The sequence below is a fragment of the Luteimonas sp. R10 genome, assembly GCF_045689605.1.
GTDB lineage: Bacteria > Pseudomonadota > Gammaproteobacteria > Xanthomonadales > Xanthomonadaceae > Luteimonas.
On sequence record NZ_CP141262.1, the window covers coordinates 2,764,934 to 2,779,292 of the forward strand.

The 14,359-nt window shown below is 69.4% G+C and carries 13 protein-coding genes; 9 read left to right on the forward strand and 4 right to left on the reverse strand.

Annotated features, from left to right (window positions below; genetic code table 11):
• Window positions 1-199: 199 nt before the first annotated feature.
• Window positions 200-2,551 carry a DNA translocase FtsK gene (locus U3649_RS12100; RefSeq protein WP_407351574.1) on the reverse strand — a complete coding sequence of 784 codons (2,352 nt, stop codon included), beginning with the start codon at window positions 2,549-2,551 and terminating at the stop codon, window positions 200-202.
• Between the two features lie 162 nt (window positions 2,552-2,713).
• A complete protein-coding gene (locus tag U3649_RS12105; protein WP_407351575.1) occupies window positions 2,714-3,781 on the reverse strand; it encodes an alanine dehydrogenase in 1,068 nt (355 codons plus the stop codon).
• A gap of 239 nt (window positions 3,782-4,020) precedes the next feature.
• On the opposite strand from U3649_RS12105, the gene trxB reads away from it, so the two are divergent.
• The 4 genes from trxB to infA all read left to right on the forward strand — a co-directional run bounded on the left by trxB (window position 4,021) and on the right by infA (window position 7,655).
• Window positions 4,021-4,983 carry a thioredoxin-disulfide reductase gene (trxB, locus tag U3649_RS12110; RefSeq protein ID WP_407351576.1) on the forward strand — a complete coding sequence of 321 codons (963 nt, stop codon included), beginning with the start codon at window positions 4,021-4,023 and terminating at the stop codon, window positions 4,981-4,983.
• A 193-nt stretch (window positions 4,984-5,176) separates the two neighbouring features.
• Window positions 5,177-6,313: a GNAT family N-acetyltransferase gene (locus U3649_RS12115; protein WP_407351577.1), complete on the forward strand. Its 1,137-nt coding sequence runs from the start codon at window positions 5,177-5,179 to the stop codon at window positions 6,311-6,313.
• Between the two features lie 263 nt (window positions 6,314-6,576).
• Window positions 6,577-7,332, forward strand: a complete 756-nt coding sequence (gene aat, locus U3649_RS12120; protein WP_407351578.1) for a leucyl/phenylalanyl-tRNA--protein transferase — start codon at window positions 6,577-6,579, stop codon at window positions 7,330-7,332.
• A gap of 104 nt (window positions 7,333-7,436) precedes the next feature.
• Window positions 7,437-7,655: a translation initiation factor IF-1 gene (gene infA, locus U3649_RS12125; protein WP_149193507.1), complete on the forward strand. Its 219-nt coding sequence runs from the start codon at window positions 7,437-7,439 to the stop codon at window positions 7,653-7,655.
• 178 nt (window positions 7,656-7,833) lie between these two features.
• Here infA and clpA read toward each other — a convergent pair whose 3' ends face one another.
• Together clpA and clpS are read right to left on the reverse strand one after the other, a co-directional pair.
• Window positions 7,834-10,113, reverse strand: coding sequence for an ATP-dependent Clp protease ATP-binding subunit ClpA (gene clpA, locus U3649_RS12130; protein WP_407351579.1), 2,280 nt, complete (start codon window positions 10,111-10,113; stop codon window positions 7,834-7,836).
• 81 nt (window positions 10,114-10,194) lie between these two features.
• Window positions 10,195-10,515, reverse strand: coding sequence for an ATP-dependent Clp protease adapter ClpS (gene clpS, locus U3649_RS12135; protein ID WP_407351580.1), 321 nt, complete (start codon window positions 10,513-10,515; stop codon window positions 10,195-10,197).
• A 91-nt stretch (window positions 10,516-10,606) separates the two neighbouring features.
• Here clpS and U3649_RS12140 point away from each other — a divergent pair, with 91 nt between their 5' ends.
• The 5 genes from U3649_RS12140 (at window position 10,607) to U3649_RS12160 (ending at window position 14,341) form a co-directional block, all read left to right on the forward strand.
• Window positions 10,607-10,795: a hypothetical protein gene (locus U3649_RS12140; protein WP_407351581.1), complete on the forward strand. Its 189-nt coding sequence runs from the start codon at window positions 10,607-10,609 to the stop codon at window positions 10,793-10,795.
• 1 nt (window position 10,796) lies between these two features.
• Window positions 10,797-11,276 (forward strand): NUDIX hydrolase, encoded by a 480-nt coding sequence (locus U3649_RS12145; RefSeq protein WP_407351582.1) that lies wholly within the window; start codon window positions 10,797-10,799, stop codon window positions 11,274-11,276.
• Window positions 11,273-12,394, forward strand: coding sequence for a tRNA 2-thiouridine(34) synthase MnmA (mnmA, locus tag U3649_RS12150; protein ID WP_407351583.1), 1,122 nt, complete (start codon window positions 11,273-11,275; stop codon window positions 12,392-12,394). The genes U3649_RS12145 and mnmA overlap by 4 nt, the downstream gene beginning before the upstream one ends.
• Window positions 12,391-13,005, forward strand: a complete 615-nt coding sequence (gene hflD / locus U3649_RS12155; protein WP_407351584.1) for a high frequency lysogenization protein HflD — start codon at window positions 12,391-12,393, stop codon at window positions 13,003-13,005. Before mnmA ends, hflD begins: the two co-directional genes overlap by 4 nt.
• A 145-nt stretch (window positions 13,006-13,150) precedes the next feature.
• Window positions 13,151-14,341, forward strand: coding sequence for a methyl-accepting chemotaxis protein (locus U3649_RS12160; protein WP_407351585.1), 1,191 nt, complete (start codon window positions 13,151-13,153; stop codon window positions 14,339-14,341).
• Window positions 14,342-14,359: the final 18 nt, after the last annotated feature.

Below are 14,359 nucleotides of genomic sequence, written 5' to 3' on the forward strand. Positions count from 1 at the left end.
GACGTCTGGTTGCGGAAAGTGTGCGGAAAAAGGTCTGAATGCGGGCCTACGCGGCTGAGGGCGCGCATCTGCTGTAGGAGGGGCTTCAGTTCCGACCGCACGCGGACCAACAGCGGACGCGCAAAGCCCCTTTTTACAGATGAATTGTTCCGGATATCGCGGAAGTGATCGCAGCCCACGCGCGGCGGGCCCACCCCAGCTACTTAGGCGGCGGCGGCGCCAGCACGCTGCGGTCGCCGTTGTGCTCGGGCGGGCTGACCACCCCGGCGGCCTCCATCGCCTCGACCAGGCGCGCGGCGCGGTTGTAGCCGATCTTCAGGCGCCGCTGCACGCCGGAGATCGAGGCGCGCCGGGTCTCGGTGACCACGCGCACCGCATCGTCGTACAGCGGATCGGACTCGTCCCCCGCCCCGCCGCCGCTCTCCGGCAGCCCGGTCGGCCCGACCACGACGCCGTCGCCCATCGTCTGCGTCTCCTCCAGCACGCCCTCGATGTAGTCCGGTCCGCCGCCGCTCTGCTTGAGGTGGTCGACCACCCGGTGCACCTCCTCGTCGGAGACGAAGGCGCCGTGCACGCGTTCGGGCAAAGCGGTACCGGGCGGCAGGTACAGCATGTCGCCGTGGCCGAGCAGGGTCTCGGCGCCGGACTGGTCGAGGATCGTGCGCGAATCGATCTTCGAGCTCACCTGGAAGGCGATGCGGGTCGGGATGTTGGCCTTGATCAGGCCGGTGATCACGTCCACCGACGGCCGCTGCGTGGCCAGGATCAGGTGAATGCCGGCGGCGCGCGCCTTCTGCGCCAGCCGCGCGATCAGCTCCTCCACCTTCTTGCCGACGATCATCATCATGTCGGCGAACTCGTCGATGAACACGACGATGAACGGCAGCGTCTCCAGCGGCTGCGCCACCTCGTCGCTTTCGGGGTTCGGCCTGAACAGCGGGTCGAGCATCGGCTGGCCGGCGTCCTGCGCGTCCTTGACCTTCTTGTTGAAGCCGGCCAGGTTGCGCACGCCGACCGCGCTCATCAGCTTGTAGCGGCGTTCCATCTCCGCCACGCACCAGCGCAGGCCGTTGGCGGCCTCCTTCATGTCGGTGACCACCGGCGCCAGCAGGTGCGGGATGCCCTGGTAGACGCTGAGCTCGAGCATCTTCGGGTCGATCATCAGCATCCGCACGTCCTTGGCGGAGGCCTTGTACAGCAGGCTCAGCACCATGGCGTTGACCGCCACCGACTTGCCCGAGCCGGTGGTGCCGGCGACCAGCAGGTGCGGCATGCGCGCGAGGTCGGCGACCGTGGGCCGGCCGCCGATGTCCTTGCCCAGTGCCAGGGTCAGCGGGCTGCCGGACTTGTCGTATTCCTTCGAACGCAGCAGCTCGCTCAGGTAGATCATCTCGCGCTTCGTGTTCGGCGTCTCCAGGCCGATCACCGACTTGCCCGGGATCACGTCCACCACGCGCACCGACTTCACCGACAGGCCGCGGGCGATGTCCTTGTCCAGCGAGCTGATCTGGCTGACCTTGATGCCGGGCGCGGGTTCGATCTCGAAGCGGGTGATCACCGGGCCCGGATAGGCGCCGACCACCTGCGCCTCGATGCGGAAGTCCTTGAGCTTGAACTCGATCTGCCGCGAGAGCGTCTCCAGCGTGTCCTCGTCGTAGCCCTTGGGCTGCGGCTTGGGATCGTCGAGCAGCGACAGCGGCGGGATGCCGGAGCCGTCGCCGACGTGGAACAGCGGGATCTGCTGTTCGCGCTTGGCGCGGTCGCTCTTCTCCACCTGCGGCGCCGCCGGTGGTTCGATCTTCACCGGCGTGCGCTTGGCGCGCAGCTCGGTGTCGACCTTGCGCGTCTCCTCGCGCTCCTCGCGCCAGTCGCGCGCGCGCTTCCATTCGCCGGCCTGCTGGCTGCCACGGCGGAACAGCGCCGGCAGCTGCAGCGCCCACTGGCCGATGCGGTCCATCACCGCCAGCCAGGACAGGCCGGTGGCGAGGGTGACCGAGACCAGCAGCAGCGCCAGCAGGAACAGGTTGCCGCCGACCGGGCCGAAGCCGCCGTACAGCGAATTGCCGACCAGGCGGCCGAGGATGCCGCCGCCGCCGGCCGAGAGGTCGGCCGCGTTGGGCATCCGCAGCGCCAGCAGGCCGGTCACGGAAATGAGGAAGCCGACGATGCCGATCAGCCGCAACGCCGGGCCGAGATCCGCCTTGCCGTCGCCGTCCTGGTCCATGCCGAACAGCGCGATCCACGCCACCGCGCCCAGCATCAGCGGCAGCAGGTAGGCGACGTAGCCGAACAGGTGCAGCAGCACGTCGGCCAGCCAGGCCCCCACCGGGCCGCCGACATTGTTCAATGGCGCGGTGACGCTGCCCGAACGCGACCAGCCCGGGTCCTCGGGCGAGAAGGTGACCAGGCTCGCCAGCAGGTAGAGCAGCAGCGGCGCGATCAGGATCAGCGCGATGTCGCGCCACAGCCGCTGCCGGCGCGGATTGGGGGCCGCCGCCTGCTTCGCCGTGGCGCGCTGTCGCCTGCTGCTTTCCTGGAGCGGTCGTGCCACCGTACGTTTTTACCTTAGGAATATGGCCTAGAGGCTTGATCTTAAGCGAATAACCCCGGTTTCGCGAACTTCCCCGGTAGAGCGGAGCTTGCTCCGCTGCTCCCGGCTCCGGAGCCCGCGTAGCGGAGCAAGCTCCGCTCTACGGGGAGCCCGCCCCAGCCGTCAGAGTGCCATGCCCTGCAGCGCAGGATGCACCAGCTTCCCGGCCTCGACATTGATGCCACGCTCCAGCGCCTGGTTGCCACGCCAGTCGCCGGAGGCCAGCTTGCCGACCCAGGGCAGGATCGCCGCGCAGATCGCCTGCGAGCTGGTCTGCGGCACCGAGCCGGGCATGTTGGTGACGCAGAAGTGGGCCACGCCCTCCTCCACGTAGGTCGGCTCGGTCCAGGTGGTCGGGCGCGAGGTCTCGAAACAGCCGCCCTGGTCGATCGAGATGTCGGCCACCACGCTGCCGGTCTCCATGCCCTTGAGCATCTCGCGGGTCAGCACGTGCGGCGCCTTGGCGCCCGGGATCAGCACCGCGCCGATCACCAGGTCGGCCGAAGCCACCTCGCGCGCGACCAGGTCGTCATAGGGGTACAACGCGGTGACGTTGGCGCCCAGCGCCATCATCTGCGCCATGCGGTCCTGGCGTTTCTCGAACACCACCACGTTGGTGCCGCCGGCGGCCAGCAGTGCCGCCGATGCGCCGCCGGCCATGCCGGCGCCGAACACCACCGCCTTGCCGCGCCCGGTCGACGGCAGCCCGCCCAGCAGCTTCCCCTTGCCGCCCTGCGGCTGGTGCAGCAGCGTGGTACCGACCTGCGCGGCGATCTTGCCGGCGATGACCGACATCGGCGCCAGCAGCGGCAGGTCGCCGTTCTCCAGCTCGACGGTCTCGAAGGCGACGCCGGTCAGGCCGATGTCGAGCAGCCTGCGGGTCAGCGCCGGCTCGGCCGCCAGGTGCAGGTAGCAGAACAGCAGGTGGTCGCGGCGCAGCAGCGCCAGGTCGCCCTCGATCGGCTCCTTGACCTTGACGATCAGCTCGCCGCGCTCGTACAGCGCGGCCGCGTCCGGCGCGATCTTCACCCCGAGCCGGGTGTAGTCCTCGTCGCTGAAGCGCGACTTCAGCCCCGCACCCGACTCCAGCCACACCTCGTGGCCGCGGTTGACGAGGTCGCCCGCGGCGGCGGGCACCAGCGCCACGCGGCCCTCGAGGGTCTTGGTTTCCTTCGGCACGCCGATACGCATCGATCTGTCTCCAGTGTTCCTGATGTTCCGGCCGCAGCGCGGCCGTTGTCGTTGAGGCCTTACGAAAAACCCGCGCATCGGATGCGCGGGCCCCTTGGCCGCGGCGCCCATCGTCCATGCGCGTCGCGGATCGAACTGATTGTTCCGGCGTCGTCCACCCGACGCGCCTTGTTTTGCCGCAGCCGCACCGCCAAGCTATACGCTTCGAAACGCTGCGATTTCATGGCCTGCGAGTATACATGAGCACCTCCAAGCACTGCCGTCTGTTGATCCTCGGTTCCGGTCCCGCCGGCTGGACCGCCGCCGTCTACGCGGCCCGCGCCAACCTGCAGCCGGTGGTGGTCACCGGGCTGCAGATGGGCGGACAGCTGATGACCACCACCGAGGTCGACAACTGGCCCGGCGACGCCCATGACCTGATGGGGCCCGACCTGATGGCGCGGATGCAGGCGCACGCCGAGCGCTTCGGCACCGAGGTGATCTTCGATCACGTCCACAGCGCCGACCTGTCGCAGCGTCCGTTCCGGCTCAAGGGCGACAACGGCGAGTACACCGCCGACGCGCTGGTGGTCGCCACCGGCGCCACCGCCAAGTACCTCGGGCTACCGTCGGAGGAGGCGTACAAGGGCCGCGGCGTCTCCGCCTGCGCCACCTGCGACGGGTTCTTCTACAAGGACCAGGACGTGGCCGTGGTCGGCGGCGGCAACACCGCGGTCGAGGAGGCGCTGTACCTGTCCAACATCGCGCGCAAGGTCTACCTGGTGCACCGTCGCGACACCCTGCGCGCCGAGAAGATCATGCAGGACAAGCTGCAGGCGAAGATCCAGGCCGGCAAGATCGAGCCGATCTGGCACCACGTCGTCGACGAGGTGCTGGGCAACGATGCCGGCGTCACCGGGCTGCGGCTGAAGTCGGTGCAGGACGGCGCGACCCGCGAGATCGTGGTGCACGGCTTCTTCGTCGCCATCGGCCATACGCCGAACACGTCGCTGTTCGAGGGCCAGCTGGCGATGAACAACGGCTACCTGGAGATCCGCTCCGGGCTCGGCGGCGGCGCCACCGAGACCTCGGTGCCCGGCGTGTTCGCCGCCGGCGACGTCGCCGACCAGCACTACCGGCAGGCGATCACCTCGGCCGGGTTCGGCTGCATGGCGGCGCTGGACGCCGAGAAGTTCCTCGACCAGGGCGAGGGAACGCGCTGACCAAGAAGTCGTCGCGCCATGGATGGCGGCGCACGCAGTCCGAAACCCGTAGAGCGGAGCTCGCTCCGCTGCTCCCGCCTCCGGAGCCCGCGCAGCCGGGCAAGCCAGGCTCTACAGGGGGCTCTCCTGAGCCGGCCAAGTCGGCGTCCGGCGGCGAAGGACCCGCCGCTCCTTCCACTACCGCCCGCTCCCGATGACCACGCCGCGCCTGCACACGTCGCTCGAGGATCTTCCTGCCGTCGCCTGGGACCGGCTGCACGACGGCCGCAATCCCTTCGTGTCGCACGCCTTCCTGTCCGGCCTGGAGCGGCATGGCTGCCTACGCCCGGACTGGGGCTGGACGCCGCATCATCTCGTCCTGTGGGACGGCGGCGAGCCGGTCGCCGCGGCGCCTGGCTATCTGAAGGACAACTCCCACGGCGAGTTCGTCTTCGACCACGCCTGGGCGCACGCTTACGCGCGCTACGGCCGCGACTACTTCCCCAAGTGGCTGGGCGCGGTACCCTACTCCCCCGTCACCGGGCCGCGCCTGCTGGCGCGCGACAGCGCGTCCCGCCGGGCGCTGCTCGCCGCGATCCTCGACGACGCCCGGCGCGCCGGCCTGTCGTCCGCGCACGTCAATTTCCACACCGCCGCCGAGGACGCCGCGTTCGGCGACGACTGGCTGCCGCGGACCGACGTGCAGTACCACTGGCGCAACGACGCCGGCTGGCCGGACTTCGATGCGTTCCTCGCGGCGATGGACCACAAGCACCGCAAGAACATCCGGCAGGAACGCAGCAAGGTGGTGCGCGCGGGCGTTCGCTTCCGCGTGCTGCACGGCGACGAGGCGGACCAGGCCGACCTCGCCGCGATCCACGGCTTCTACCTGCAGACCTTCGCCGAGTACGGCAACCCGCCGGCGCTGACGTTCGAGTTCGTGCGGCACCTGGCGCAGACGATGCCGCGCGCCCTGGTGCTGGTGCTCGCCGACCTGGACGGCGGGCCGGTCGCCGGCGCGTTGTGCCTGCGCGGCGGCGACACGCTGTACGGCCGCTACTGGGGCGCCACGCGCACGGTGCCGGGCCTGCACTTCGAGACCTGCTACTACCAGGGCATCGACTACTGCCTGCGCGAGGGCCTGCGCCGGTTCGAGCCCGGCGCCCAGGGAGAGCACAAGATCGCACGCGGCTTCCTGCCGACCCTGGTGCGCAGCCGCCACTGGATCGCCGACCCGGCGTTCGCCGAGGCGCTGCGGCGCTGGTGCGACGAGGAGGCGGCCTCGGTGCGCGGCTACAAGGCCACGCTCGATGCGCACTCCCCGTTCAAAGCCCCTCTCCCTCCGGGGTGAAGAGGCCCGCTTGCGAGCCACTGGCTCGCGGGCCGATGAGCGCCCCCGCGCTCCGCGCGAGGACTGGGGCGCGAAGCGGGAGGGGGTTGGGGTGAGGGTACGGCGAAATCGCGATGTTTCAGTTCGCCGCTGCTTCGCCGTACCCTCATCCGGTCCCCCGACTAAAGCACTCGGGGGCAGGCTCTTCTCCTGAAGGGAGAAGGGAAAAGCATTGGCGGCTTATCTTCGCTTTTCCGCGCCAACCGGTATCCAGTAGCACCACAATGAAGCCGATGCGCCTGCCGCCGCTGCTGTCCGACGATCCCGAGGCGCCGTTCCCGCCGGCGGACTCGGCGCTGCGCGAACCGGACGGGCTGCTGGCGATCGGCGGCGACCTCGCCCCCGCCCGCCTGCTCAACGCCTATCTCCACGGCATCTTTCCCTGGTATTCGGAAGGCCAGCCGATCCTGTGGTGGTCGCCTGACCCGCGGATGCTGTTCCGTACCGACGGCGTACGGCTGTCGTCGCGGTTCCGGCGCGGGCTGCGCCGCAGCCCGTGGACGCTGCGCGCCGACACCGCCTTCGCCGCGGTGATCCGCGCCTGCGCCGAGGCGCCCCGGCACGGCGGCCAGCACGGTACCTGGATCACCGCCGAGATGGAGGCGGCGTACCTGCGGCTGCACCGGCTGGGCCATGCCCACAGCGTCGAGGTGTTCGACGGCGAGCGCCTGGTCGGCGGCATCTACGGCGTCGCGGTCGGCCGCATGTTCTTCGGCGAAAGCATGTTCAGCGGCGAGTCCGGCGGCTCCAAGGTCGCGCTGGCCGGCCTCGCCCGATACCTGCGGAGCCGGGGCTGGCCGCTGATCGACGCCCAGGTCGAGAATGCCCACCTGGTGCGGCTGGGTGCGCTGATGCTGCCGCGGACGCTGTTCCTGACGGAGGTCGCAGCATTGACCGCACAGCCCGGCCCCGCCGGCAGCTGGGCCGGCGCCTTCGGCTGCCAGGCGGCTTCCGGACTGGCCGCAGCCTCTCCTGCCTAGGCACAGGATTAACGAAACTTTTGCGCCGCGGGTATGCGCGTGGCAGAATGATGCGCTTTTTCGAGGGGCGGAAATCGCCTCCCCTCCCCAACCGAACAGGACGCATGGCGAAAGACGACGTCATAGAATTCGAAGGCACCGTTTCCGAGACCCTCCCGAACACGATGTTCCGGGTGAAGCTCGAGAACGGCCATGAAATCATCGCCCACATTTCAGGGCGGATGCGCAAGCACTACATCCGCATCCTCACCGGCGACAAGGTCAAGGTGGAAATGACCCCCTACGACCTGACCAAGGGGCGGATCACTTATCGCATGAAGTGATTGGAGCCGTGATTGGTGATTGGTGATTCGCAAAAGCGGAACGCGCCCGCACATTTCCCCACCTGCCGTCTCTGACGGCAGCACGATCGACACGCTAGATACGCAAGATCCCGGGCATGGCCCGGGATCTTGCTTTTTGCCTTTTCGAATCACGAATCACCAATCCCGAATCACGGCTCTACTCCACCGTCGCCGGCAACAGCTTCTCCGGCTCCGGGTGCGCCTCGACGAACAGGTCCTCGTCCCTGACATCGACGCTGACGCGGCCGCCGCCGGCCAGCTTGCCGAACAGCAGCTCGTCGGCCAGCGGGCGCTTGATGCGGTCCTGGATGATCCGTGCCATCGGCCGCGCGCCCATCTGCGGGTCGAAGCCGTGCTTGGCCAGCCATTCGCGCGCGGCCGGGGTGGCGTTGACCGTCACGTTCTTCTCGTGCAGCTGGCTCTCCAGCTCGATCAGGAACTTGTCGACCACGCGCAGGATGTGGTCGAACGCCAGCGGCTGGAACTGCACGATCGCGTCCAGGCGGTTGCGGAACTCCGGCGTGAAGCCCTTGCGGATCGCCTCCATCGCGTCGGTGCTGTGGTCCTGGCGGGTGAAGCCGATGCTGCGGCGCGCGGCCTGGGTGGCGCCGGCATTGGTGGTCATCACCAGGATCACGTTGCGGAAGTTCGCCTCCCGGCCGTTGGTGTCGGTGAGCACGCCGCGGTCCATCACCTGCAGCAGGATGTTGAAGATGTCCGGGTGCGCCTTCTCCACCTCGTCCAGCAGCAGCACGCAGTGCGGCGTCTTGACGATCTTCTCGGTCAGCAGCCCGCCCTGGTCGAAGCCGACGTAGCCGGGAGGCGCGCCGATCAGGCGGCTCACCGAGTGCGACTCCATGTACTCGGACATGTCGAAGCGCACCAGTTCGATGCCCAGCTGCAACGCCAGCTGCCGGGTGACCTCGGTCTTGCCGACGCCGGTGGGCCCGGCGAACAGGAAATTGCCGATCGGCTTGTCCGGGTTGCCCAGACCGGAGCGGGCCAGCTTGATCGCCGAGGTCAGGGTCTCGATGGCAGGATCCTGGCCGAAGATCACCATCTTCAGGTTCCGCTCCAGGTGCCCCAGCACGTCCTTGTCGGAAGCGCTGACCTGCTTGGCCGGAATCCGGGCCATCTTGGCCACGATCGTCTCGACCTCCTCGACATCGATCAGCTTCTTGCGCACGTCCTCGGGCAGCAGCCGCTGGCGCGCGCCGGCCTCGTCGATCACGTCGATCGCCTTGTCCGGCAGCAGCCGGTCGGCGATGTGCTTGACCGACAGGTCGACCGCGGCCTGCAGCGCGTCGTCGGCATAGGTGACGTCGTGGTGGGCCTCGTACTTGGGCTTGAGGCCGCGCAGGATCTCGTAGGCCTCGCCGGTGGTCGGCTCGACGATGTCGATCTTCTGGAAGCGCCGCGCCAGGGCGCGGTCCTTCTCGAACACGCCGCGGTATTCCTGGAACGTGGTCGAGCCGATGCAGCGCAGCTCGCCCGAGGCCAGTGCCGGCTTGATCAGGTTCGACGCGTCCATGGTGCCGCCGCTGGCGGAGCCGGCGCCGATGATGGTGTGGATCTCGTCGATGAACAGGACCGCGCCGTCGTGCTTTCGGATCGCCGCCAGCACCGCCTTCAGCCGCTTCTCGAAGTCGCCGCGGTACTTGGTCCCGGCGACCAGCGCGCCGAGGTCGAGCGAGTAGATGGTGGCCTCCGACAGCACCTCCGGCACCTGGCCGTCGACGATCCGCTTGGCCAGGCCCTCGGCGATCGCGGTCTTGCCGACCCCGGCCTCGCCGACGTAGAGCGGATTGTTCTTGCGCCGCCGGCACAGGATCTGGATGGTGCGCTCGATCTCGTCGGCGCGCCCGACCAGCGGGTCGATCCGGCCCTCGCGTGCCAGCGCGTTGAGGTCGGTCGCGTATTCGGCCAGCGCGTCGCCCTTGGCCTCGCCGCCCTCGCCCTGCCCGGCCTCGGGTTCCTCGCCGGACGGCGCGGGATCGCCCTCGCCGGTCTTGGCGATGCCGTGGGACAGGTAGTTGACGACGTCGAGCCGGGCCACGTCCTGCTGGTTGAGGTAGTAGACCGCGTGCGAATCCTTCTCGCCGAAGATCGCCACCAGCACGTTGGCGCCGGTGACCTCCTTCTTGCCGGAGGACTGCACGTGGTAGACGGCGCGCTGCAGCACGCGCTGGAAGCCGAGCGTGGGCTGGGTGTCGCGGCCGTCGCCCTCGTCGAGCTTGGAGACGGTGGTGGCGATGGCCTGCTCGAGGTCCGAACGCAAACGGTGGAAGTCGGCGCCGCAAGCCTTGAGCACCGCCTCGGCCGACGGGTTCTCCAGCAGCGCCAGCAACAGGTGCTCGACCGTCATGTACTCGTCGCGCGCCTCGCGGGCACGCTTGTAGCACTGGCCGATGGAGTACTCGAGATCCTTGCTGAACATGGGGCGGATGCCTCCTGGAATGTCTACAGCCCTAGGTGGGGCCGGAACGCCTGGTTTCCATGGCTGCCCCTTGCCGACGTTTTAGGCCTTTTCCATCGTGCAGAGCAAGGGATGCTGGTTGAGTCTTGAGTATTCGTTCACCTGGGCGACCTTGGACTCGGCCACCTCGCGGCTGAACACCCCGCAGACGCCCCGTCCACGGGTGTGGACGTGGAGCATCACCTGCGTCGCACGCTCCAGATCCAGCGCGAAGAACCGCACCAGCACGTCGACCACGAAGTCCATCGGCGTGTAATCGTCGTTGAGCAGGACCACCGAATACAGCGGCGGGCGGGTGGTTTCCGGCTTGCCGGTCTCCACCGCCACGCCATGGTCGTGTTCGTGTTCGTTCTTTCGAGCCATGCCGCGATTATACGGAGCGCGCGCGCAGGATTCGTGGACGGAAAGCGTCCGCGGGCCCAGAATGGAACGCTGCATTCCCGGGAAACGGCCAATGAACGACAGAACCCGCTTCGCGTTGCCGCCCGGCCTGCCGGCCGCTCCCCTGTTGCACGCCGGAGCCCCGGTCCGGGCCGAGCTCGACGCCCGCGGCGCCCGGCACCGGGCCGCGCCGTCGATGGCCTCCGTCGAGAGCGCCGGCTGCCGCCAGATCGCGCTCAGCGGCGACGCCCGCGGACGCTAGCGTGAGTTACCGCGAAGGCAGGTTCTGGCAGCCCGACGTGACCGTCGCCACGGTGGTGGTCCGCGACGGCCGCCTGCTGTGCGTGGAAGAGCGGGTCGGCGGCGCCCTGGTCCTCAACCAGCCCGCCGGCCACCTGGAGCCGGAGGAGAGCCTGCTGCAGGCGGCGCTGCGCGAGACCCGCGAGGAAACCGCCTGGACCGTACGCCTGACCGCCTTCGTCGGCGCCTACCAGTGGCGGGCGCCGGCCGCCCCGGACGGCAGCGGCGGCCGCCACTACCTGCGCTTCGCGTTCGCCGCCGAACCGGTCGCCCACGACCCGGCGCTCCGGCTCGACGACGGCATCGTCCGCGCCCTGTGGATGACCCCGGCGGAGCTGCAGCAGGCCCAGGACCGGCACCGCAGCCCGCTGGTCTGGCAGGCCGCCGCCGACTTCCTCGCCGGCCGCCGCCACTCGCTCGACCTGCTGCAGCAGCTGGCATGAAAGCGCCGCGCACGATCGTCGGCATGTCCGGCGGCGTCGACTCGTCGGTCGCCGCCCTGCTGCTGCGCGAGGCCGGCGAACCCGTGGCCGGGCTGTTCATGCAGAACTGGGCCGACGACGGCAGCGGCGACTGCCGCGCCGCGGACGACCGCCGCGACGCCGTCGCGGTCTGCGGCCGGCTCGGCATCCCGATCCACTTCCGCGATTTCTCGGCCGAGTACTGGCAGGAAGTGTTCGAGCACTTCCTGGCCGAGTACGCCGCCGGCCGCACCCCGAACCCGGACGTGCTGTGCAACCGCGAGGTGAAGTTCAAGCACTTCCTCGACGCCGCCCGCGAGCTGGGCGCCGAACGCATCGCCACCGGCCATTACGCGCGCATCGACGGCGACAGCGGCGACTGGCGGCTGCTGCGCGCGCGCGATCGCGACAAGGACCAGAGCTACTTCCTGCACCAGCTCGGCCAGTCGCAGCTGGCGGCGACCGCATTCCCGCTCGGCGAGCTGCCCAAGCGGGACGTGCGCGCGATCGCGCGCGACGCCGGGCTACCCACCGCGGCGAAGAAGGACTCCACCGGGATCTGCTTCATCGGCGAGCGCGATTTCCGCAGCTTCCTGGCACGCTACCTGCCGGCCCGGCCCGGCGAAATCCACACGCCCGACGGACGCGTGGTCGGCGAGCATCCCGGCGTGTTCTATTTCACCCTCGGGCAGCGCGAGGGATTGCAGCTGGGCGGCGTGCGCGGCTTCGCGCCCGCGCCGTGGTACGTGGTCGGCAAGGACGTGCCACGCAACGTCCTGGTCGTCGACCAGCAGCGCGACAGCCGCTGGCTGATGTCGACGACGACCCGCACCGAGGCCGCGCACTGGATCGCCGGCGCCCCGCCCGCGCGACGCTTCGCCTGTACCGCGCAGACCCGCTATCGCCAGCAGGACCAGGCCTGCGAGGTCGCCGTTGCCGCGGACGGCAGCCTCGAGGTCGTGTTCGCCCAGCCCCAGCGCGCGGTCACCCCCGGGCAGTCGCTGGTCCTCTATCGCGGCGATATCTGCCTGGGAGGCGCGGTCATCGCCGCCACCGACACGCCGGCCGCAGAGGCCGCAGCGGGTAAACTGCGCGCATGAGCAACCAATTCGATGATCGGGTACTGCCGCTGGCGGCGATGGCACAGGCCCTGCAGCAAGTGCGGTCCACCGCCGAGACCGGCCAGTCCAACGGCGACGCCAGCGAGGCGGTGCTCGACGGCATTTTCCGGATCGATGCCGATTCCGTCGAGGGCGTCTACGGCGGAGCCGAGCGGCTGCGGCCGGGCATGCGCGTGCTGCACGACTATCTCGGCAACCAGGGCCCGAGCGATGATGCACTACCGCGGCTGGCACTGGCGGTGATGCGCCTGGAGCGTCGTTTCGTCCGCGAACCGGACACGGTCGAAGCGGTCGGCCGCGGGATCGCGGCCATCGCGCCGCAGGCGCAGGCCAGCGGCAGCATCCACCCCGACGTGCTGGCCTCCCTCGGCACGCTGTATGCCGACACGATCAGCCGGTTGCGCCCGCGGGTCATGGTCCAGGGGACGCCCCACTACCTCGGACAGGCGCCGGTGGTCGCCGAGATCCGCGCCCTGCTGCTGGCCGCCGTGCGCTCTGCCGTGCTGTGGCGCCAGCTCGGCGGCAGCCAGTGGCACCTCCTGCTCTCGCGTCGCGGCATGCTCGAGGCACTCGAGCGTCGACTGGCCTGAGCGCCCACAGCGGGAACGGGCCGGCGCTTTCTCGTGTACCGGCGCCCGGTACTCGCGGACCGCGCATGTGAATGCAGCGGGTCCGGAACCTAAAGATGGTGGGGGCGGCGCCGATACCGCGATCAAGAATCTGCAGAGAGCCCCCATGTACCCTCGCATCCTGATCCGCCTGGCCGCCCCTGTAGTGCTGACGACGCTGGTGCCGGCCGCCGTCGGGTTCTACGGCCTCGCTCCGGTGACCTGGGCGGTTCTGATCACGATGACGGCCAGTTGGCTGGCCTTTGCCTGGTGGATCGTCGCCCGCGAAGGCCGCCACTCGCCTGAGCACGCGAAGGCGATGCGCGAACAGGACCAGCTGTTGACCGAACTGCGCCAGTTCGTCGGCGCCGAAATCGACGGCTCGCGCCAGGAGGTCGAACGTGCACGCGGGCTGATCCGCCAGGCCGTCGGCGGCCTCGGCAGCAGTTTCGAGGCGATGAACCGCAAGTCGCGCCAGCAGAGCGTGGCGATGGCGCGCATCATCGACCACACCGGAGACCAGGACGGGGGCGGCGCCGGCGTGGCGCGTTTCGCGCAGCATGCGAGCCAGCGCATGGAACAGCTGGTCGAGGCACTCGAGCAGGTCAGCGGCCAGAGCGGCGCCACCGTCGCCCACATCGACGAAATGGCCGCACACCTGGACGGGATCTTCTCGCTGTTGGAGGACGTCAAGTCGATCGCCGACCAGACCAACCTGCTGGCGCTGAACGCCGCGATCGAGGCGGCGCGCGCCGGCGAGGCGGGTCGCGGCTTCGCCGTGGTTGCCGACGAGGTGCGCAACCTCTCCGAACGCTCGACCGCCTTCAACGAGCAGATCCGCAAACTGGCGCACAGTTCCAAGGACGCGATCGCCAAGGTGCGCGAGACCGTTTCGCACATGGCCTCGCGCGACATGGACCGCTCGCGCGACGCGCGCCTGGAAGCCGCGACCATGCTCGACCAGGTCGCCGCGATCAACCGCTCGCTGGGCGAGAGCATGCGCGAGATCTCCGAGTGCGGCCGCGACATCGACGTCAGCGTCGCGGACGCCGTGCGTGCGTTGCAGTTCGAGGACATCGCCACCCAGGCTCTGGGCGGGGTCCACTCCCACCTGGAGCGGCTGAACGCGATCAATCGCGAAGCCCTCGAACTGCAGGAGCTCCTGCACCGCAACGGCGGCGTGTTCGATCACGAGATGGTGCGTGCACTGGAACGGATCGGTCAGCGCCTGCGCGAGATGAGGGGCACCTGGGAGGCTCCGCCGCACAAGCCCGTCACCCAGGAGAACATGGGCACCGGCACAGTGGAGCTGTTCTGACCGAGCTGGTCCTGACCG

Bases quoted from the DNA above. Each gene is read 5' to 3' on its own strand.
- U3649_RS12105 (WP_407351575.1), bottom strand. From the start codon at position 3,781: ATGCGTATCGGCGTGCCGAAGGAAACCAAGACCCTCGAGGGCCGCGTG.
- trxB (WP_407351576.1), top strand. From the start codon at position 4,021: ATGAGCACCTCCAAGCACTGCCGTCTGTTGATCCTCGGTTCCGGTCCC.
- U3649_RS12115 (WP_407351577.1), top strand. From the start codon at position 5,177: ATGACCACGCCGCGCCTGCACACGTCGCTCGAGGATCTTCCTGCCGTC.
- aat (WP_407351578.1), top strand. From the start codon at position 6,577: ATGAAGCCGATGCGCCTGCCGCCGCTGCTGTCCGACGATCCCGAGGCG.
- infA (WP_149193507.1), top strand. From the start codon at position 7,437: ATGGCGAAAGACGACGTCATAGAATTCGAAGGCACCGTTTCCGAGACC.
- clpA (WP_407351579.1), bottom strand. From the start codon at position 10,113: ATGTTCAGCAAGGATCTCGAGTACTCCATCGGCCAGTGCTACAAGCGT.
- clpS (WP_407351580.1), bottom strand. From the start codon at position 10,515: ATGGCTCGAAAGAACGAACACGAACACGACCATGGCGTGGCGGTGGAG.
- U3649_RS12140 (WP_407351581.1), top strand. From the start codon at position 10,607: ATGAACGACAGAACCCGCTTCGCGTTGCCGCCCGGCCTGCCGGCCGCT.
- mnmA (WP_407351583.1), top strand. From the start codon at position 11,273: ATGAAAGCGCCGCGCACGATCGTCGGCATGTCCGGCGGCGTCGACTCG.
- hflD (WP_407351584.1), top strand. From the start codon at position 12,391: ATGAGCAACCAATTCGATGATCGGGTACTGCCGCTGGCGGCGATGGCA.
- U3649_RS12160 (WP_407351585.1), top strand. From the start codon at position 13,151: ATGTACCCTCGCATCCTGATCCGCCTGGCCGCCCCTGTAGTGCTGACG.